This is a genomic window from Microbacterium enclense (assembly GCF_004022425.1).
Classification (GTDB): domain Bacteria; phylum Actinomycetota; class Actinomycetes; order Actinomycetales; family Microbacteriaceae; genus Microbacterium; species Microbacterium enclense_A.
The window spans coordinates 1-20,210 of the sequence record NZ_RBZY01000020.1; the positions used below are offsets into that span (position 1 = coordinate 1).

General features: G+C 71.5%; 17 protein-coding genes. 11 read left to right on the plus strand and 6 right to left on the minus strand.

The window, feature by feature from the left end; translation table 11 throughout:
* On the minus strand, positions 1 to 2,618 hold a 2,618-nt coding region (locus tag D8Y23_RS06965), incomplete at its 3' end, for an ATP-dependent helicase (RefSeq protein ID WP_428844472.1).
* Positions 2,579 to 5,794 carry an ATP-dependent helicase gene (locus tag D8Y23_RS06970; protein ID WP_128217440.1) on the minus strand — a complete coding sequence of 1,072 codons (3,216 nt, stop codon included), beginning with the start codon at positions 5,792 to 5,794 and terminating at the stop codon, positions 2,579 to 2,581. The genes D8Y23_RS06970 and D8Y23_RS06965, both read right to left, overlap by 40 nt.
* A gap of 160 nt (positions 5,795 to 5,954) precedes the next feature.
* Here D8Y23_RS06970 and D8Y23_RS06975 point away from each other — a divergent pair, with 160 nt between their 5' ends.
* Together D8Y23_RS06975 and D8Y23_RS06980 are read left to right on the plus strand one after the other, a co-directional pair.
* Positions 5,955 to 6,179, plus strand: coding sequence for a DUF3107 domain-containing protein (locus D8Y23_RS06975; protein ID WP_128217441.1), 225 nt, complete (start codon positions 5,955 to 5,957; stop codon positions 6,177 to 6,179).
* Between the two features lie 10 nt (positions 6,180 to 6,189).
* The gene (locus D8Y23_RS06980; protein WP_128217442.1) at positions 6,190 to 6,477 is read left to right on the plus strand and encodes a hypothetical protein; all 288 of its coding nucleotides are present in this window, start codon (positions 6,190 to 6,192) and stop codon (positions 6,475 to 6,477) included.
* 41 nt (positions 6,478 to 6,518) lie between these two features.
* On the opposite strand, the gene D8Y23_RS06985 is transcribed toward D8Y23_RS06980, so the two are convergent.
* The gene (locus D8Y23_RS06985; protein ID WP_128217443.1) at positions 6,519 to 7,232 is read right to left on the minus strand and encodes a ferritin-like fold-containing protein; all 714 of its coding nucleotides are present in this window, start codon (positions 7,230 to 7,232) and stop codon (positions 6,519 to 6,521) included.
* 150 nt (positions 7,233 to 7,382) lie between these two features.
* On the opposite strand from D8Y23_RS06985, the gene D8Y23_RS06990 reads away from it, so the two are divergent.
* Positions 7,383 to 8,840: a DEAD/DEAH box helicase gene (locus tag D8Y23_RS06990; RefSeq protein WP_128217444.1), complete on the plus strand. Its 1,458-nt coding sequence runs from the start codon at positions 7,383 to 7,385 to the stop codon at positions 8,838 to 8,840.
* 185 nt (positions 8,841 to 9,025) lie between these two features.
* On the opposite strand, the gene D8Y23_RS06995 is transcribed toward D8Y23_RS06990, so the two are convergent.
* Complete coding sequence (locus tag D8Y23_RS06995; RefSeq protein WP_128217445.1) at positions 9,026 to 9,886, minus strand: PHP domain-containing protein; 861 nt, start codon at positions 9,884 to 9,886, stop codon at positions 9,026 to 9,028.
* A gap of 103 nt (positions 9,887 to 9,989) precedes the next feature.
* Between D8Y23_RS06995 and D8Y23_RS07000 the strand changes: the two genes are divergently transcribed.
* The 6 genes from D8Y23_RS07000 to D8Y23_RS07025 are packed head-to-tail and all read left to right on the plus strand — an operon-like array spanning position 9,990 to position 16,848.
* The gene (locus D8Y23_RS07000; RefSeq protein ID WP_128217446.1) at positions 9,990 to 11,021 is read left to right on the plus strand and encodes an endonuclease/exonuclease/phosphatase family protein; all 1,032 of its coding nucleotides are present in this window, start codon (positions 9,990 to 9,992) and stop codon (positions 11,019 to 11,021) included.
* A 37-nt stretch (positions 11,022 to 11,058) separates the two neighbouring features.
* Positions 11,059 to 12,477 carry an aminopeptidase P family protein gene (locus D8Y23_RS07005; protein ID WP_128217447.1) on the plus strand — a complete coding sequence of 473 codons (1,419 nt, stop codon included), beginning with the start codon at positions 11,059 to 11,061 and terminating at the stop codon, positions 12,475 to 12,477.
* Positions 12,474 to 14,255 carry a gamma-glutamyltransferase family protein gene (locus D8Y23_RS07010; protein WP_128217448.1) on the plus strand — a complete coding sequence of 594 codons (1,782 nt, stop codon included), beginning with the start codon at positions 12,474 to 12,476 and terminating at the stop codon, positions 14,253 to 14,255. Before D8Y23_RS07005 ends, D8Y23_RS07010 begins: the two co-directional genes overlap by 4 nt.
* A gap of 57 nt (positions 14,256 to 14,312) precedes the next feature.
* Positions 14,313 to 14,663: a DUF6507 family protein gene (locus D8Y23_RS07015; protein ID WP_128217449.1), complete on the plus strand. Its 351-nt coding sequence runs from the start codon at positions 14,313 to 14,315 to the stop codon at positions 14,661 to 14,663.
* Positions 14,660 to 16,375, plus strand: a complete 1,716-nt coding sequence (locus tag D8Y23_RS07020; protein ID WP_128217450.1) for a hypothetical protein — start codon at positions 14,660 to 14,662, stop codon at positions 16,373 to 16,375. The genes D8Y23_RS07015 and D8Y23_RS07020 overlap by 4 nt, the downstream gene beginning before the upstream one ends.
* Positions 16,372 to 16,848, plus strand: coding sequence for a hypothetical protein (locus D8Y23_RS07025; protein ID WP_128217451.1), 477 nt, complete (start codon positions 16,372 to 16,374; stop codon positions 16,846 to 16,848). Before D8Y23_RS07020 ends, D8Y23_RS07025 begins: the two co-directional genes overlap by 4 nt.
* Here D8Y23_RS07025 and D8Y23_RS07030 read toward each other — a convergent pair.
* Positions 16,845 to 17,522, minus strand: a complete 678-nt coding sequence (locus tag D8Y23_RS07030) for an alpha/beta hydrolase family protein (protein ID WP_128217452.1) — start codon at positions 17,520 to 17,522, stop codon at positions 16,845 to 16,847. The genes D8Y23_RS07025 and D8Y23_RS07030 overlap by 4 nt on opposite strands.
* Entirely contained in the window at positions 17,519 to 18,259 is a 741-nt protein-coding gene (locus tag D8Y23_RS07035; RefSeq protein WP_128217453.1) for a general stress protein, read from the minus strand. Before D8Y23_RS07035 ends, D8Y23_RS07030 begins: the two co-directional genes overlap by 4 nt.
* A 71-nt stretch (positions 18,260 to 18,330) precedes the next feature.
* Between D8Y23_RS07035 and D8Y23_RS07040 the strand changes: the two genes are divergently transcribed.
* Together D8Y23_RS07040 and D8Y23_RS07045 are read left to right on the plus strand one after the other, a co-directional pair.
* Positions 18,331 to 19,662, plus strand: coding sequence for a magnesium transporter MgtE N-terminal domain-containing protein (locus D8Y23_RS07040; protein WP_128217454.1), 1,332 nt, complete (start codon positions 18,331 to 18,333; stop codon positions 19,660 to 19,662).
* Positions 19,662 to 20,195, plus strand: coding sequence for a DUF1003 domain-containing protein (locus D8Y23_RS07045; protein WP_128217455.1), 534 nt, complete (start codon positions 19,662 to 19,664; stop codon positions 20,193 to 20,195). Before D8Y23_RS07040 ends, D8Y23_RS07045 begins: the two co-directional genes overlap by 1 nt.
* Positions 20,196 to 20,210 lie beyond the last annotated feature (15 nt).

Below are 20,210 nucleotides of genomic sequence, written 5' to 3' on the forward strand. Positions count from 1 at the left end.
CCGAGCGGGTCGAGCGGCCAGTGCAGCAGACGCCGCTCGCCGTCGTACGGGTCGTCGCCCGGATCATCGACCTCGAGCTCCGCTCCGAGCGCCGCGGTCGCTTCCTCGAGGAACACGCTCGGGGTGCGCGGACGTTTCGTCCCCGACCAGCTCGACCCGGACAGCAGCAGGTGATCTCGCGCACGAGTGAACGCCACGTAGGCCAGCCGCCGGTCTTCATCGAGTTGGCGCGCACGGTTCGCGGCGATGAAGTCATCGATCGCCGCCTTCAGGTCCTGCTGCGTCTCGGCCCCTCGCCACCCGAGCACCGGCAGCCAGGCGGCGTCGCCGCGGAAGTCCGACGGGAGGATGCCGAAACCCAACCAGCCCTTGGTGTCACGCGCGAGCGAGGGAAGTTCGTCGGTGACGAGGCGTACGACCGCCACGGCGTCCCACTCCAACCCCTTCGACCCGTGGATCGTGAGCAACTGCACGACGTCGTCCTCGGGGGGCTCGGTGCGCGGTGCGAACTCGTCGGCCTGCTCGGCGTGGTCGAGCCAGGCGAGCAGACTCGTCACCGAACCCGACTCGTCGGCGGCGAGGAACCCGCGGATCTCGTCGACGAACGCGCGCAGCTGCGCCGAGGCGATGCGCGCCGGCCCGCGCGACTCGTTCGCCGCCAGTTCGATGTCGAGGCGCAACTCCATCTCGATCAGGCGGATGAGCTCGGGAATCGGAGCACCGAGGTTCCGACGAAGCCCCGCGAAGACGGCACCCGCTTCGCGCAGGCGCGCCCGCCCCTCGGGGGTGATGTCGGTGAGCCACCCGTGACCGTCGGTCTGACGGGCGACGAAGTCGAGTGCGTCCACCAGCGAGGAGCGATCGGCGCCGGGGGTCGACCTCAGACGCTCGACTACGTCCGGAGCGAGCGGCTGCAGAGCAGCGTCATGCGTGGCGAGGCGCCGCGCGAGCTGCGCGAGGGCGCGGAGGTCGGCCAGACCGATCGACCAGCGCGGTCCCGAGAGCAGGCGGATGAGAGCGGACCCCGCCTCGGGGTCGCTGATCACGCGCAGCGCCGACACCACGTCCACGACCTCGGGCGTGGTGAGCAGTCCACCGAGTCCGAGGATGCGATGCGGGATGCCACGTCGTCCGAGCGCGTCGCCGAAGCGCACCATGTGCTTCTTGCTGCGGAAGAGCACGGCACCCGTCGTGAGCTGCCCGTCCGCCGCGCGGGCCGCTCGCACACCGGCGAACCACGCCGCGACACGGTCGGCCTCGGTGTCGATGTCGCGCTCGAAGAACGCCTCGACGACACCCTGCGGTGCGCCGGGACGCGAGCGCAGCTCCTCGACGGCGACGGCGGACCGGCTCGCCAGGGGCGCGAGCACCGCATTCGCGGCGGTGAGCACGCTCGCGCTGTTGCGCCAGCTCGTCAAGAGCGAGAAGGTCTGGCATCCCCCGTCGGGCGCGAACGCGGCCGGGAATCCGCCGAGGTTCCCCGCGCTCGCCCCACGCCACGCGTAGATGGCCTGATGGGGGTCGCCGACGGCCATCACGCCGGTGCCCGCGAAGAGGGTCGAGAGAAGATCGGTCTGGACGACGGAGGTGTCCTGGTACTCGTCGAGCAGAACGACGCGGTAGCGGGATCGGAGCTCCTCGACGACGGGCGGATGCTCGCGCACGATCCGCAGGGCACCGGCCACCTGGTCGGCGAAGTCCATGACCCCCAGCCGCGCCTTCTCACGGTCGTAGGCGGCGGCCAGAGCCGCCAGCAACCCGAGCGCGGAGACGCGGGATGCCGCGTCGGCGACGTCTTTATACACGGTCACCCGCGAGGAGAACGACGGGCGCTCGACGATACGGCCGAAGTCGTCCGGGAACGCGGCGAGTCGGTCGAGGTCGACCAGATTGTCGACGCTGTCGCGCGCGATGCGGAGGGCGGCGTCGATGAGCGTCCGGGGAGACTCCTGACGCTCCTCGAGTCGGGGGTCGTCGGACGTGAAGACGACACGCCGCATGAGCAGCCAGGCGGCGGACTTGGACAGCACCGCCGACTCGGAATCGCGTCCGATGCGAAGCCCATGCTCGCGGACGATCGCATCGGCGAAGCTGTTGTACGTCGACACCGTCGGACGGTGCAGCAGGTGGTCGTCGTCGCCCGCGTAGTCCGTCGAGACGCCGCATTCGACCGCGAGCGCATCGAGGATCCGTCGCCGCTCCGCATCACCGCGGGCCCCCTCGGACCGAGCGAGTTCGGCGAACACCGCGAGACGCCCCGAGGCGTGCAGGTCGGGGAGCATCGGCAGCAGGCCCCGCGCCTCGAACTCGGACAGCCGGTGCAATCGACGATGGATGCGTTCGGCGAGTTCACCCGCGGCTTTCCGGGTGAACGTGAGGCCGAGCACCTCATCGCGACGGACCAGGCCGTTGGCGACCAACCACACGACCCGGCCGGCCATGGTCTCGGTCTTGCCGCTGCCGGCCCCGGCGACGACGAGCGCCGGCGCGAGCGGAGCCTCGATCACCGCGGTCTGCTCGGTGGTGGGAGGGAACTGGCCGAGCGCGGCGGCGATGGTCGCGGCAGTCAGCGGCGACGTCACGATGCGCTCACCGCCGAGACGGTGTGGATGCGGCACAGTCCGAAGGAGAACTCGTCACGGCAGTGCACCTCATAGGGGGCAGCGAAACGGTGACCGCGCATCACATCGACCGCGTGCTGCACGCGCTCGACGAACTGCGCCCGTGCGGCGTCGTCGAACGGCGGCTGGAGAGGCTCGGCGTAGTCCTTCGTGGCGGCGGTGGGGCGCAGCACGAGGAGCTTCGCCCCGCCGGGCGGCAGGCCGGCGACCTGCTCGATCGCTCCCGACGAGAACGCCAGCTGGTACGCGGCGAGCTGCGGGTTGTCGGCGACCTTCGCGTCGGTCTGCGGCTCGCTCTTTCCGGTCTTGAGATCCACGATCACGACCTCGCCCGAGGGCGTGACCTCGACGCGGTCGATGTCTCCGCTGAGGATCGCGCCGTGCGCTCCGGCGTCGGCGACCGGGATGGCGACCTCGAAGTGACGTTCGGCTCCGACCAGGCGTCCGCCGGCGTCGTCGAAACGCCGCAGGTAGGTCGCGAGCCGACGGATCAGGTCGCGCGCCCGCACGCGCTCCGCCCGTTCGCGCCATGCCGCGTCGAACACGAGTTCACCCCACCGCTCTTCGACCACCCCCCAGAGCGCCTCTTCCGTCCCCTCGACCGCGGTCTCGAGCGCCGCGTGGATGATCGTGCCGATCCCCGCCGTCGTTCCGCTGCGATCACCGCCCAGGTCTCCGATGACCCAGTCGAGTTCGCACTGTTCGAGGGCGTGCAGGCGCGACGGCGACACGCGGACGTCTTCCCGCTCCAGGTCGCGCAGCGGTGCCGTCGAGCTCGGAGGGGCCACGCCGTACCACTGCTCCGGGGGCGCCCCCGCGACGTCGGCCGCGGCGAGCAGCGCGAGCTGCGCGGCCGCGTGCCGACGTTCGCGGGCCGGAGAGCGGGGCGCGGTGAGCGTTCGGCGGTGACGCGCGACGAGACCGCGCAGCGAGAGCGGGTGTTCGGGCACGGCGGATGCCGGTTCGGGAGTCGGCAGCATCTCGAAGAGCACGCTCGGCCCGGTGTCGTCGTCGTCCACCGCCGTGACGATGAGTCGGGAGTGCGCGCGCGACAGAGCGCGGACGAACAGCCGCAACTCGTCGTGCATCGCGGCCCGGCGACGGTCCAGCATGCCGGCCGCCGGAAGGTCGGGGAACCGCACGGCGTCGGCGAGCCGCCACGTTTCGAGCAGCCCGCCGCGCAGCCGGGTGTTCGGCCACACGCCCTCTTGCACGCCGGCGACGACGACCGTGTCGAAGGCCGTCCCCGCCGCGGCCGCGGGCGTCAGAACGCGGACCGTGTCGACCACCGCAGGCTGCTCGATCCGGTCTTCCGCAACGTCGCTGTCGATCACCGACCGCAGGAAGACGATGGCCTCGCCGTCGGGCTCACGCTCGGTGAAGCGTTTGGCGGCCTGGAAGAGCGCGACGATCGCGTCGAGGTCGCGGTCGGCCTGTTCGGCGAGAGGCCCGTGTCCGCGGGCTGCTTCGCGCCACGGCCGCGAGAGACCGCTGCGCTCCCACGCCGTCCACAGCAGTTCGTGCGCCGTCGCCCTCTGGTCGGCCTGCGCGCGGACCGCCGCCAGTGTTTCGGCGACCCGCGTCGCGCGGCGCGCCTCGCGCGTGTCGATCGTGGCGAATTCGAGGGGATGCCGCAGCCCCGACGCGAGGAGGTCGCCCGCGGCGCGCGTGCCCCCGGCCGCGAGTTCCTCCTGGCGCAGAGCCGCGCGCAGTCGTCGTAGCTCGATGGGGTCGAGACCGCCGTAGGTGCCCAGGAGCGCGTCGAGGACGGCATCCGGCGTCCAGGTGTCGGGGTCGCGCATGCCGAGTTCGACCAGCGCGACGAGATCGCGCACGGGACGCTGCACCCCGAGCGCGAGACCGGGTCCGCTCGCGCGCGCAGGCACCTCGCGGGCGGCGAGCTCGGCCTCCAGCGCCGCCACTTGGCGCGAGTCGTGGGCGATCACCGCGCACGAACTCCACGGCACGGCGTCGAGCACATGGCGTTCGCGCAGCAGCCGTGCGATCGCGTCGGCCTCTTCGGCCGGGGAGCGCAGCAGGAAGGTGCGGACGGAACCTTCGGGCGCCGCGCCGCCCGGCGCACGTCGGTGCGCGACGACACCCGCCGCGCCGATCCGGGCGGCGACGGCGCGCACGAGGTCGATCTGCTCGGCGGTCCCGCGGTGCGGGTCGCCCAGCGCGACGAGCCCGCCGAGTTCTGTCGCGAGTCGAGCGAAGTTCTCGGGCGTCGCTCCGCGGAAAGCTCCGGATCCGACGTCGGGGTCACCGAAGGCGACGACACCGATCCCCCGTTCCCGGCACGCCCGCAGCAGGTCGATGCCCCCCGCCGTGAGTTCTTGAGCGTCGTCGACGAGGATGCACCGGATTTCGGCGAATCGTCCGAGCAACGCGCGGTCGACCGCCGCCTCGTCGAGGACCGCGACCGCCTCCCGCGCCAGATCGGCCGCGTCCCGGTGCGCTCCGCGCATTTCGGCGCGGACCGCTCGGTACTCGGCCGCGAACGAGCCCACCGACGCCCACACCGGGACGCCGTGTCGTTCGGACAACGTCACGAGGTCGTGGGGCGCGATGGCGAGCTCCGTGCACTCGGCCAAGAACGCCCGCAGGTCTCCGCGGAACCCCCGCGTGGCGCGGATCGCCGGCCCGAGCCACTCGGGCCAGCGCGGGCGCCCCTCGGCCTCGTCGAGGGCGTCGCCCTCGAGCAGCTCGCGGATGATCTGGTCTTCGTCGCCGCCGGTCAGCAGTTGCGGCGGTTCGGCACCGCGACGGACCTCGGCGCCCCGCACGATCTGGAACGCGAAGGATGCCACGGACCGGGCGAGGGCCCCCGCGGTGGCGCGACCGACAGCGAGGGCGAGCGGGTCGCGCAGAGCCGTCGCCGCCGGACGCGTCGGCGTCAGCACGAGGATGTGGTCGGGATCGACGCCCCGCGCGACCAGCGAGCGCACGCGCGTGAGGAGCGTCGACGTCTTGCCCGAGCCGGGGGCACCCACGACGGCCCGGCTCGTCTCGGCCGGTCCATCGACCACCGCGCGTTGCTCCGCGTCGAGCTCGGTCGTGCCCAGGACGCGCGCCTGCGCCGCCGCGGCGGGCGGCCAGGTGCCCGCGCCGACATCGTCGGGCTGCGCCGGAACACCCGCGGGGGCGAGCGTGGTGGCATCCGGATCCTGCATGTGTCCCACGCTAGCCGCGGCGTCCGACACGCCACCGTCGACCCGCCCCGTTCGCCGTCCGCGAAGCGGGCCCGCGGGCGCGGAACCCCCCTCCGCACGTGTCGTAGAGTCGGATCATCGCGCCGGGTCGACCCAGATCCCCGGGCGGAAAGGGAGCATCGTGGAGATCCGCATCGGCATCACCAACACCGGCCGCGAGCTGAACTTCGAGACCAACGAATCATCGGATGCCGTCAAGTCGTCGGTCGCTTCCGCGCTCGACCAGTCCGCGAGCCACGTCACCTTCACCGACATCAAGGGCAACTCCTACATCGTTCCGACGGCGAACCTGGCGTTCATCGAGCTGGGCACCGAGGAAGCGCGCCGAGTGGGCTTCGTCGCCTGACGCCACGCTCGTGCAGATCCTCCTCGGACTCATCCTCGGCGCGGTCGTGGGGCTCGCCGTCCACTTCGTCCTGCCGCACCGCGACCTGCGCGGCACGGCGCTGGCCCCCGTCGTAGGCGCAGCCGCGGCCGCCGTGTCGTGGACGGCGCTCACGTGGGCCGGCGTCGGCGCCGATTCGCTCGTGCTCTGGCTCGCGACGGTCATCGCGGCCGCGGTCACCTCGCTGGTGCTCGTCACCGCCCTGTCGCGCGCCCGGATGCGCAGCGATGCCACGGACCGCGCGCGCCACGGCATCTGAACGACCGAGCCGCTCTCCCGAACTCCGCGGGTGGAGATGGCTCAGGCCGCGAGGCCCATGGCATCCATTCGTCGGGCGTGTGCTCCCATGAGCTCGGTGAAGACGGGTTCGACCTGCGCCTCTTCAGCGCTGTCGAGGCGCGGGTGAGCGAGCGCGGCCCGCGCGACGAGCAGGGTGTCGCCCACGAGACGCCGACCCCATAGGGCGAGCAGCCACCGCCACTCGTCGTCGCTCTCGATCGTGGCCCCGAGGATCTCGACGATCGCCTGACGATCGTCGTCGGCCTTCAGGATGCGGGCCACCCGTCGACCCGTGTCGCCGTAGCTGGAGGACAGTGCGAGATAGAAGTCGTCGAGCATCCCCGCGGTGATGTGCACCGACAGCATCGTCTCCTGCGGACGGACGCCGTGAGTGTTGCGGCGGAAGGCGTCGAGCGATTCGCGGAACGGCAGCATGAGCTGCGTCGGATCGGCACCGCGCTCGCGAATGAGCGCCACGATCTCCTGGTGCTTGATGAGCGCGGCCCCCGCGGCTCGCGAGAGCGACTCCTTCTCGGCCAGCTCCGGGGTCGACGCGATGAGTTCGCTCAACGTCTCGAAGAATCCGAGCTGCAGGTAGGCCGCCTGACCGAGGAACGTCTCCACATCGGGCGCCAGCTCGGCGAAGTCGACGCGCATCGCGTCACCGAGGTCTCCCCGCGACCGCAACTGCAACGTGCGACCGACCGGTCGGCGACGACGGAACCACTCGAACACGCTCTACAGCCTAGGCGTCGGACCCCCGAAACACGCGCCGGGTAGAGTGGACTCGCCCCGGCGACGGATCGGGGCCCCGCGCCTGTGGACGAGTGGAGGGCGTGGATCCGACTCCCCAGGCGGTCTCTCACCGCCGGAACAGGCACGCTCATGACGACTTTCGCCGACCTCGGCGTCGATCAGGACATCGTCGATGCCCTGGCATCCAAGGGCATCGTCGATGCCTTCCCGATCCAGGAACAGACCATCCCCCTCGGCCTCCCGGGCCAGGACATCATCGGCCAGGCCAAGACCGGAACGGGCAAGACCTTCGGCTTCGGCATCCCCGTGGTCCAGCGCCTCGGCCTGACCCCCGAGCCCGGCGTGAAGGCGCTCATCGTGGTCCCCACGCGCGAGCTCGCCGTCCAGGTCTACGAAGACATGGACATGCTGACGCAGAACCGCGCGACCAGCGTCGTGGCGATCTACGGAGGCAAGGCCTACGAGGGCCAGATCGACCAGCTCAAGGCCGGCGCGCAGATCGTCGTCGGAACCCCCGGTCGCCTCATCGACCTGAGCAACCAGAGACTGCTCGACCTGTCGGGTGCCGTCGAGGTCGTCCTCGACGAAGCCGACAAGATGCTCGACCTCGGCTTCCTCGCCGACATCGAGAAGATCTTCCAGAAGGTCCCCGCCGTCCGCCACACGCAGCTGTTCTCGGCGACCATGCCGGGGCCCATCGTCGCGCTCGCGCGTCGCTTCATGTCGAACCCGATCCACATGCGGGCCAACGACCCCGACGAGGGTTTGACGCAGGCGAACATCAAGCACCTCGTCTACCGCGCGCACTCGCTCGACAAGGACGAGGTCATCGCTCGCATCCTGCAGGCCGAGGGTCGCGGCAAGACCGTCATCTTCACGCGCACGAAGCGCGCGGCGCAGAAGCTCGTCGACGAGCTCGGCGACCGGGGCTTCAACGCCGCGGCCGTGCACGGCGACATGAGCCAGGAGTCGCGCGAGCGCTCGATGGCCGCGTTCAAGGCCGGCAAGCGCGACGTGCTGATCGCCACCGACGTCGCCGCCCGCGGCATCGACGTCAACGACGTCACGCATGTCATCAACCACACGATCCCCGACGACGAGAAGACGTACCTGCACCGCGCCGGCCGCACCGGTCGCGCCGGCAAGACGGGTATCGCGGTGACGTTCGTGGACTGGGACGACCTGCACAAGTGGGCGCTCATCAACCGCGCGCTCGAGTTCGGCCAGCCCGAGCCCGTCGAGACCTACTCGTCGAGCCCGCACCTCTACACCGACCTCGACATCCCCGAGGGCACGAAGGGGCGTCTCGTGACCGCCCCGAAGGCGCAGGCCCCCAAGGCACAGGCGCCCAAGTCCGCCGCGTCGGACGACTCGGATGCCACGTCCGAGGGCGCGGCACGCCGTCGACGCCGCCGCCGTGGCGGGTCGGGCAGCGGCGCCGAGGCACAGGACGCGGCCCCGCGGCCCGAGGGCTCCGGAACGCACGACGGCGGAGGCAGCGAGCACCACGACGGGAACGCGGCCCCGCGCCGCCGTCGCCGTCGTCGCAGCGGTGGCTCCGGCGCGAACGCCGCCCCCGTGGCCTGATCCGACACACATCCGCGGCGCCGCTCCCCCGGGGGCGGCGCCGTTGTCGTCTGCTCGGGGCGGCCGGCTCGGGCACATCTCCTGCCGGTCGGCCCTGCAGCCCCGTGCACGCTGCTCGCCGCCCCGTTCCGCAGGAGTTGTGCCGGGCGCCGCGGGACCCCGAGGGTCGGCGCCGCGACGACGGGTCAGGGAAAGACGGGGGCCGACCCGCGGCCGGCGGCGAGGATCCGCGCGACCATCTCGTCGTCGGTCGTGTTCTCGCCCGGCACGTTGGGTTTGCCGAGCCCGTGGTAGTCGCTCGAACCGGTGACGATGAGACCGCGCTCGTCGGCCAGCCGCGCGAGGGTGGCCGTGGCATCCGGGAGATTCTCCCGATGGCGCAGCTCGAAACCGGCGAGACCCGCGGCGAGCATGCCCGCGAGGACCGACCGGGGAAGCAGCGCGCGACCGGCCGGATGAGCGATGATCGGCACTCCCCCGGCGCCGACGACCACCTCGACCGCGGTGACGGGGTCGGGAGCGTACAGCGCCACGTAGTACTCGTTGCCCGGGTGCAGGATGTCGGCGAACGCCTCGGTGCGGTCGGCGACGATCCCCCGCGCGACCAGAGCGTCGGCGATGTGCGGACGCCCGACGGTGGCGCCGTCGGTGGTCTGCGCCAGGATGTCGTCCCAGTCGATGTCGAAGTCGCGGGAGATGCGCTCGGCCATGATCTGCGCGCGGTCCAGGCGCGACGATCGGATGCGATCGGTCATCGCGCGCAACCCGTCGTCGTCCGGGTCGACGAGGTAGGCCAAGAGGTGGACGCTGCGCCATTCCTGGCGCGCCGACAGCTCCATCCCGGGCACGAAGGTCATGCCGAGCGACGACGCGGCCTCGGCCGCCTCCGCCCAGCCCGACGTGGTGTCGTGGTCGGTGAGCGCGACGGTGCGCAGGCCATGCCGATGCGCCGCCGCCATCACGAGCGCGGGCGACTCGGTGCCGTCGGAGTGCGTCGAGTGGAGGTGAAGGTCACTCGGTCCTTCGAATCCCTGGTCTCGCTCCACCTGTCGAGCGTACCGCCCGCCCACGGCCGGTCGCGGCGGACGTGGAGCCGTCGGAGGGGCGGCATCGGTGGATCTCCCAGGCGCCTCGCCTAGGGTCGGGGGCGTGCGTCGGCTGTTCGGAATCGTGTTCGCGCTCGCGTGTGCCGCGGCGGCCGTGGCGCTGACGTGGCCCACCGTGTTCGGTATCGAACGCTCCTTCCCCCTCGCGCAGGTGATCGCGTTCCGGCTGCCGTTGGCCGCCGGATTCGTCGCCGCGGCGGCCCTGGCGTTGCTCATCGCCCTCATCCGACCGGTGCGCGCGCTCGCCCTCGTCACGGCGCTGATCCTCCTCGCGGCCGCCGGAGTCAACGGGGCCATGGTGCTGCAGCGCGGAACCGGAACCGACGCGCTCCCGGAGAAGACCGACACGAGCCTGCGCGTGATGACGTGGAACACCGCGGGCTCGGCCACCTCTGCCGAATCGATCGCGCAGTTCGCCGTGGGCATGAAGGCCGACGTCGTCACGCTTCCCGAAACGACCATCGACACGGGCACGCGCGTCGCCGAGCTGATGCGCGACCTCGGGCAGCCCATGTGGGCGCACCACGCCGAGTACGGCGAGTACGGCACCACCGGATGGGATGCCACGTCCACCACCGTCCTGATCCGACCCGAGCTCGGCGACTACAGCGTGATCGAGTCCTCGCTCGACGGCTCCAGCAACACGTCGACGGTTCCGAGCGCGGTCGCCATGCCGGTCTCGGGGAACGGTCCGATCATCGTGGCCGCCCACGCGGTGGCCCCGCGCCGTGACTACATGACCGAATGGCGGTCCGACCTGCAGTGGCTCGCCGATCAGTGCGCCACGGACAACGTCATCCTCGCCGGAGACTTCAACGCCACGCTCGATCACATGACCGGGCTGGGCGTCGACGGCGGCACCCTCGGACGGTGCCGGGATGCCACGTCCGCGAGCGGCAACGGCGGGATCGGGACCTGGCCCACCGATGTCCCCGCGCTCCTGGGCGCGCCGATCGACCATGTCATGGTCACTCCGGACTGGACGGTGACGGGCTCGGTCGTCATGCGCACGCTCGACGGGTCGGGCAGCGACCACCGCCCCATCGTCGTTCAGCTGGAGCGCACCGCCGGCTGACGGTGCGTCCGACGCCCGGCGGTGCGAGACTGGACGAATGGACTCCCCCGCCGACCGCGACACGATCGCCCCCGCCGAGCAGAAGCCCGCCGAGACCACCACGAACCGCAGGGCACCGTTCCCGCGCGGCTTCCTCGAGACGATCTCGAGCGGGTGGGCCGAGCGCCCCGAGACCATCCCGACCCCGCGCGAACAGTCCGCGTGGGCGGCCCGGCGCCGTGAGCGCGTATCGGCCGCATTCCCGGGCGACCGCGTCATCGTTCCGGCCGGATCCCTCAAGCAGCGCAGCAACGACACCGACTACCCCTTCCGCGCCCACTCGGCGTTCGCGCACCTCACCGGGTGGGCGGCCGACGCCGAGCCCGACTCGGTGCTCGTCCTCGAGCCGCGCGACGGCGGTCACGACGCGGTCTTGTACTTCCGCGAGCGCGCGGACCGGACCACGCCGGAGTTCTACGCGGATGCCACGGTCGGGGAGTTCTGGATCGGACCGCGGCCCGCCCTCGCGGGCGTCGCCGCCGACCTCGGACTCGCCACCGCCCACGTCGACGACTTCGTGCCCGGCGATGACGACCGCGTCGCGGGCGTCGACGACGATCTCACCCGGTTCGTGTCGGAACTCCGGCTGGTGAAGGACGAGTTCGAGCTCGCCCAGATGGCGTTGGCCGTCGAGGTCACGGCATCCGGATTCGACGACATCATCTCCGAACTCCCCCGCATCGTCGAGCACCCGCGCGGCGAGCGGGTCGTCGAGGGCGTCTTCCACCGCCGCGCACGCGCCGACGGCAACGCGGTCGGCTACGACACGATCGCCGCCTCCGGCCCCCACGCCTGCTATCTGCACTGGACGCGCAACGACGGCGCCGTCGTGCCGGGCGACCTCATCCTCATCGATGCCGGCGTCGAGGTCGACAGCCTCTACACCGCCGACATCACCCGGACGCTGCCCGTCTCGGGCCGCTTCACCGAGGTGCAGCGCCGCGTGTACGAGGCGGTGCGCGAGGCCGCCGACACCGCGTTCGAGGCGGCTCGTCCCGGCGTCCCGTTCCGCCGCGTGCACGAGGCCGCGATGGAGGTCATCGCCGCCCGCGTCGCCGAGTGGGGTCTGCTCCCCGTATCGGCGGAAGAGGCCCTGGATGCCGATCGCGGCGGCCAGCACCGTCGGTACATGGTGCACGGCACGAGTCACCACCTCGGCATCGACGTGCACGACTGCGCCCAGGCGCGGCGCGAGATGTACTACGACGGGCTGCTGGAGCCGGGCATGGTGTTCACGATCGAGCCGGGGCTGTACTTCCAGATCGACGACCTCACGGTCCCCGAGGAGTACCGCGGTATCGGCGTGCGCATCGAGGACGACATCGTGATGACCTCCGACGGACCGGTGAACCTGTCTGCCGGCATCCCGCGCACGGCCGACGAGGTCGAGGACTGGATCGCGCGGCTCTCGTCGTGAGCTTCACTCCTCCCGCGTCGTTCGCGACGCGGCCGACGCTGCGCGGAACGTTCGGCATGTCGGCATCCACTCACTGGACGGCGACGGCCACCGCGCAATCGGTGCTCGAGCGGGGCGGGAACGCGTTCGACGCCGCCGTCGCCGCGGCGTTCGTCCTGCACGTCGTGGAACCGCACCTCAATGGGCCCGGCGGCGACCTCGTCGCGCTCATCCGGCCCGCGGGCGCTCCCGAACCGCTCGTGCTCATGGGCCAGGGTCCGGCACCGGCCGGAGCCTCGATCCCGGCGTTCCGCGAGGAGGGCCTCGACCTCGTCCCCGGCGCGGGCGGTCTGGCGGCGTCGGTGCCCGGCGCCGTCGACGCGTGGCTGCTGCTGCTGCGCGATCACGGGACGTGGGAGCTGACCGACGTCCTCGCGTATGCGATCGGCTACGCGCGCGACGGGCACCCGCTCGTCGCCGGTGCCGCGCTCACCATCGACCGGGTCGCCGCCCTCTTCCGCGGCCACTGGACCACCTCTGCCGACCTCTGGATGCCGACCGGCTCACCGCCCACGCCGAACACCGTCGTGCGCAATCCGGCGTACGCCGCTGTGCTGGACAGTCTGATCGCCGTCGGCTCGCACACGAAGGACCGTCGGGAACGCATCGACGCCGCCCGACGGGAGTGGATGACGTCGGTGCTCCCGCGCGCCGCGGCGTTCCTTCGCACGCCGCATCGTCACTCGGACGGTCGTGACCACGCCGGTGTCCTCACGACCGCGGATCTCGCCGGGTGGAGTGCGTCCGTCGAACCCGCGGTGTCGACGTCGTTCCGCGGGTGGCGCGTCTTCAAGGCCGGTGTCTGGACGCAAGGACCCGCTTTGCTGCAGGTCTTGCGCTTCCTCGACCCCCTCGACGACGGCGCGCTCGACCCCTCGACCCCCGAAGGAGCGCACGCGCTGCTCGAAGCGCAGAAGCTCGCCTACGCCGATCGCGACGCCTGGTTCGGAGACACCGACGCCGCGGTCGACGTCGACGCGCTGCTCGCCGACGACTACATCGACGGGCGGCGCGCCCTCATCGACGACACGGCGAGCGCCGAGCTCCGCCCCGGTGCGCCGGAGGGACGCGCTCCGGCCCTTCCGCCGTTGCGGACGGATGCCGGGGTCATGAGCGCCGGCACGGGCGAACCCACCGTCGATCGGCGTGGCCAGACCCGCGGTGACACGTGCCACATCGACATCGTGGATCGGTGGGGGAACGTGGTCTCGGCCACCCCGTCCGGTGGCTGGTTGCAGTCCTCCCCCGCGGTTCCCGACCTGGGGTTCTGTCTCGGTACTCGGCTGCAGGCGACGTGGCTCCTCCCGGGGCACCCCGCCGCCCTCACGCCGGGCCGCCGCCCGCGCACGACCCTCACCCCCACCCTGCTCACTCGCGGGGAGGAGGTCATCGCGATCGGCTCTCCCGGCGGCGATCAGCAGGATCAGTGGCAGCTGCCCGTGTTGCTGCGGATGATCGTCGGCGGATACGAGCCGCAACAGGCGATCGACGCACCCACGCTGCACACGGCGGCGCTGCTGGACTCGTTCTGGCCCCGCACGTGGTCGCCCGCGGGAGCGGTGGTCGAGGATCGTCTCGGCGACGCGCTCGTCGACGAGCTCGAGCGCCGCGGGCACCGCGTGCGGCGCGCCGGCGACTGGGCCCTCGGCCGCGTGAGCGCCGTCGGGCGTGACGCGTCGGGGCTGTTGTGGGCGGCCGCCAACCCGCGCGGCATGCAGGGGTACGCCGCCGGTCGCTGACGCCGGTTGTCCACAGGGTGAAAACGCGCCCGGCGCGGGATGCCTACGATCCCGCGCATGTCGTACTCCGTGGATCCCCCGCACCTGCTCGGCATCTCCGAGCGCGTCTCCCGTTCCCTTGATGAGCTGCACGAGATCGCGTTGTCCCTGCGACGGTGCATGGATGCCACGGCTCGTGCCCTCACGCGGGCGATGCCGGCGCATGCCGCGTTCGTGGAGGTCGCCGGGCCGCGCGTGGATCTCGCCGAACGGATCGTCGCGCGCGGCCGCGCCGCCGTGTCCGCACTGCAGTCCGCGGTCGTCGCCTACCTGACGGCGGACGAGGAGATGGCCGCGACGGTTGCCGACGCGGGCGCCGTGATCGGCAACCCGTTCGACCCGATCCTGTTCGGAAAGCGCCGGGTATGAGCGCCGCGCTGCACGTACCCGACCCGCCCGCCACTCCGGAGAGCCTCCGAGAGGTCGGCCGAGCCCTGCGGCAGCACGCCGACCGCTTCGAGCTGCTCCTTCACGACGCGCTGTCCGGCTGGAACCTGATGCCCGATGCCTACCGCGCACCGGAAGCCGATGCCCTGCACGACTCGCTCGCACGCACACGGCCCGCCGGACGCGAGATCGCCGGGGGCCTGGAGGCGACGTGCCGTGCTCTCGAGCGGTACGCCGACGATCTCGACGATCTGGCCCGCAGCCGCGCCGCGCTCCTGGACGCGCAGGCGTCCGGGGCGCCGGCACCCGTCTGGGAGAACGGGCGGGGCGACGTGCTGAACGACCACGCTCGGCGGGAGTGGGAGCGCGCTTTCGGACGCGACGCCGCCGCGCTCGCGTTGAGCTACGACGAGGCGACCGATCGTTGCGCTCGTGCGCTCCGCACCCTCCCGGATGTCCCGTGGGCGACGCTCGCCGCCTGGACGGGTCCCGGAATGATGGAAGCGCCAGCCGGACCGACCGTCGTCGCGGGCCTCGCGATCCTCGACCGGCTCGCTGCCGCGCCGGAGGCCGCGCGTCTGTTGTCTCGGCATCCCGAGTGGTCCGTGGTCCTCGGTCGTATGGCACCCGCCGAGATCGCGCGATGGTGGGCGGGTCTCGACGCGAAGGTCGCGGGCGCACTCGTCGCGGCCGTCCCGGCGCTCATCGGCAATCTCGACGGGGTGCCGATCGCGGAGCGCGTGGCCGCGAATCGGCGTCGCGCGAGCGAGTACCTGCGCGAGCTACGCGCTCGACGGCAGGGGCTCGAGGCGTTGCGCATCCCCCGCTCGCGAGCGAACGCGCTCGAGGTGCTCGACCGACGCGCCGAGCGTGTCCGATGCGACCGCGAGATCGCCTACTTCGAGAACGTGGCGAACGGGACGACCCAGGTCTACGCGTGGGATCCGAGCCGTGGCTCGCTGATCGAGATGGCGGGCGACCCCTCCTCCGCGACGGCGGCCCTGTTCGTCGTCCCCGGCACGAACACGGACGTCGGTGCGTTCATGTCCGAGAAACCCGTCACGAACTTCGCGCAATGGCAGGTGAGGTCGAGCGGTGGCTCGGTAGTGGCCTTCACCGTCATGACCGGGCCGATGCCGCAGCTCGACGACCTCGTCACGGCCGGGCCGGAGTGGAATCGGTTCGCCGAGCAGCGCGGCGGAGAATACGCCCGCTTCCTCCGGGGAGTGGATGCCGTCCGCCCCGACCTCTGGACGATGAGCTACGAGCATTCCTACGGCGGTGGAGTCGGCAGCGAGGCCGAAAAGCACGGCGGCACGGTCGATGCCCGCTTCCTCGCGGCCAGCGTCGGAGCCATCGGGCCCTACGAACCGCACGCCGGAACGACCTATTTCGCGACGCAGGCCGTCGACGACATCAACCGCTACTACGCGGGAATCGGTCTCGGCCCACTCGGCTTCACCGTTGCGCCGGAGAGCATCCCGGGTGTGCACATCGTCGACTCGGGCCTGCCCGGACCCGACATGGCGCTGCTCGGCCAGTACGCCTATACGCAGAACCCGGGCGCGCTCGTCGGTGTGGTGCGCGACAGCGTCGCGCACCACACCGCGCTCATGAGCGACGACGAGTCCGTCAATGGGAAGGTTCTCAATCAGGTGGCACAAACACTGCGTCTCCGGGGAGCCGAGGAGTGATCCGGGAGGTCGCGGCATCCGCTGTGATCGGGGTCCTCGTTCTGCTCGCCGGGTGCTCCCTCTCCGAGGGACCGACCTATGCCGAGGTGAGGCAGGAAACGCTTGACGCGATGGACGAGGTCGTATCGCTCATTCCCTCCCACGGTCGGATAGAACGGACACCCGAGTACACGCCCTTCAGTTGCAGTGACAGCCTTCTCCCGAGTTCCGGTAGAGGCGCCTTCTTCACCGGTCATTGGAATGTCGCTGTTGCCGACGACTTCGACATCGACGGATTCATCGATCGCATGCCGCAAGTGCTTCCCGAATGGAGCGAAGAAGATCTTGGCGTCCCGGTCAAGGAGCCCTACATCTACCTGGTGCGGAAGACGCCTCGAATGACGCTCTCGCTGCAGGAGTCCGAGCTCGACGGCGAAAAGGCAATCGAGCTACTCGCAATGTCGCGCTGCGGCGTAGAAGAGCCGGCGAGCTAGTCGTGCACCAGCCCCCGCACGAACTCCCCCACGACGCCCGCGAGCCCGGCTCCGACCTCGTCGGCCGGCGCCCGCTTCCCCTTCACGGCGAACGAATGATCGCCCCCTTCGACCCAGTGGACGCGCGCATCGCGGCACGTCGCGACGACGGCGTCGAACTGCTCACGTGGGGCGATGAACGGGTCGTTCTCCCCCTCGACGAACACCTGCGGGACGGTGATCGCGGGCAGGTGCTCGGCCCGAGGCTTGTCCGGGCGTCCTGGCGGGTGCAGCGGATAGCCGAGGTAGACGAGCGCGCGCGGTGAGAGGACGCCCTCCGCGGTCGCGACCGACGCCATACGTCCGCCGTACGACTTCCCCGCGGCGACGAAGGACGCGATGCCCTCCGTTGCGAGCCACGTCTGCACACCCACCCAAGTGGCGACGGCGTGGGCGGCGGGGCCCGGCATCCGTCGTCCGGCCTCCACGTACGGGAAGACGAAGCGCAGCACCGAGAAGCCGTCGTCCGAGAGCGCCCCCGCCATTCCCTCGAGGAACGGATGCGTCATGCCCGCGCCGGCACCGTGGGCGAGCACGATCGTCGCCGGTGAGCCGGCGACCCCGGTCCACAGGCCCGACACGTCCGTCGCGCCCGCCGGCAGGGCGACGGGGATGCGAACGGCGTGTGCGGTCACCGGTCGTCGCGCGCCGTGTCCGACTGCGGTGGTGAGCTCGGCTCCGTCGAATCGTCCGGTTGCGTCGGCTCCGGGCTCGGCCCGGCGGTCGGCGGAGCGATGCGCTCGCCGTAGCGCGGTGGTTCATCGTCGACGGGCCGCGGCGGCACCGGGGGACGCGGGGGCACCGCGGGCGACGGCGCGCCCGGGTTCTGCACCCGCTCACCGTACTGCGGCGGCGCCGCGTCGACCGGGGCGGCCGGGCGTTCCGCGGGGGTCCGGGCCGCTCCCGCGGGCCCGAGCAGACCGCGCGCCTTCGCCAGGCTCGGGGCTGCGACGCACACGTCGTAGTGATCGGCGGTGACCTGCATGACCGATGCGAAGTCGCGGCGGCGGCGCACGATGGAATACGTCCCGAGACTCAGCAGCATGCCCAGCGCCATGCCGACGAGCAGCACGCCGATGAACGCCGAGATCTGAACGGTGGGCGTGCCGAGGACGAAGATGAACGCGAACAGCAGGCCCAGCATGAGGCCGTTCAAGGCCCCGGATCGCGCCGCCGTCGCGTAGCCGAGGCGCCCGGTGATCCGTTCGATCGAACGAAGTCCGCTCCCCACGATCGCGATGTCGCGCGCGGGGACCTCGCCCGCGATGAGCGACGACACGGCCTTCTGCGCCTTTTCGTACGTCGGGAACGACGCGACCTTCTCGCCGACCTCGTCCCGTCCCGCGCCCACCGGCCCCGCGAACATGCTCATTGGCCCATCTTGTCACGCAGCCCTGTGGGCACGATGGATGCCGCCGACGGATCGCGGACTACGCTGGGACGGTGAGCACGCAAAGGGTTTTCGTCGCCCGCTTGGCGGGCTGCACGGTGTTCGATCCCGCGGGCGACCGCCTCGGGAAGGTGCGCGACGTCGTGGTCATCTACCGCGCGTCGGCCGCGCCACGCGTCGTGGGCCTCGTCGTCGAAATCCCCGGCCGACGACATGTGTTCGTCTCGATCGGCCGCGTCACCTCCATTCAGTCCGGCCAGGTCATCACGACCGGTCTCATCAACGTGCGCCGCTTCCAGCAGCGCGGCGGTGAGGTCCGCGTCATGGCCGAGATGCTCGGCCGCCGCGTCCACCTCGTCGACGGGTCGGGCGACGCCGTCATCGAAGACGTCGCGATCGAACGCAACCGCCTCGGCGAGTGGGATATCGGACAGCTGTTCCTGCGCCGCCCGCGCACCAGCGCTTCCCCCTTCGCCAAGGGCGCGACGACGTTCGCCGCCTGGAGAGAGGTCCGCGAGCAGCAGACACCCGGGCAAGCGCAGTCGGCCGAGCAGCTCGTGGCGACGTACTCCGACCTCAAGCCCGCCGACCTCGCTAACACCCTCCTCGACCTGCCCGAGGAGCGTCTCATCGAAGTGGCGGAGGAACTCAGCGACGACCGCCTCGCCGACGCCCTCGAGGAGATGCCCGAGGACGAGCAGGTCCACATCCTCGAGCAGCTGGGCGACGAGCGCGCCGCCGACATCCTGGATGCCATGGAGCCCGACGACGCGGCCGACCTGCTCGGTCAGCTCCCCGAGACGCGCCTCGAGCAGCTCCTCGACCTGATGGAGCCCGAAGAAGCCGACGACGTCCGCGCGCTCCTCAAATACGGCCCGGACACCGCGGGTGGTCTCATGACGCCCGAGCCGATCGTCCTCTCCGCCGACGCCACCGTCGCCGAGGCCCTCGCGCTGATCCGGCGTCACGAGCTGCACCCCGCGCTCGCGGCATCCGTCTTCATCACCCTGCCTCCGTACGAGACTCCCACGGGGCGTCTGCTCGGCACGGTGCACTTCCAGCGCATGCTGCGCTACCCGCCGCACGAACGCCTCGGCGCGATCATCGACGACACGCTGGAGCCGGTTCCGGCCGACGCGACGGCCGCCGAGGTCGCGCGCATGCTCGCCAGCTACAACCTCGTGTCGCTTCCCGTCGTCGACCAGGCCCACCGCCTCGTCGGTTGCGTCAGCGTCGACGACGTCCTCGACTACCTGCTGCCCGACGACTGGCGCACGCACGACAGCGACGATCCGAGACCCAAGACGACGATCAGACCGCTCGCGACCGCGAGCATCCCTCAGATCCCGAACCAGATGCGGACGCAGACCCCGAGGAGGCGCTGATGGCACGTGCACAACGACAGGCCGCTCTCGACGCCCCGCGCGGACGCAGCGGCATGCTGGCACCCCGCACGCCGCAGCCCTCGCGCGACCGATTCGGGCGCTTCACCGAGTGGGTCGCGCGGGCGATGGGAACCCCGACGTTCCTGCTCTCGCTCACGCTCTTCTGCCTGCTGTGGATGGGGTGGAACTCCGTCGCACCCGAGGAGTGGCGCTTCGACTCCGCCGCGATCGGCTTCACCGCTCTGACTCTCGTGCTCTCGCTGCAGGCCTCGTACGCCGCCCCGCTCATCCTGCTCGCGCAGAACCGGCAGGACGACCGCGACCGCGTGCAGATCGAGCAGGACCGTCAGCGCGCGGAGCGCAACCTCGCCGACACCGAGTACCTGGCCCGCGAGATCGTGGCACTGCGCATGGCGGTGCGCGATCTCACCGACGAGGTCATCACGAAAGAGAGCCTGCGCGCCGAGTTAAAGGCGGCGCTGGAACGCCTCGACGACCACGACGCCGCCGAGCCGAAGCCGGCCGCGCCGTGACCGCGGCGGTCGCCG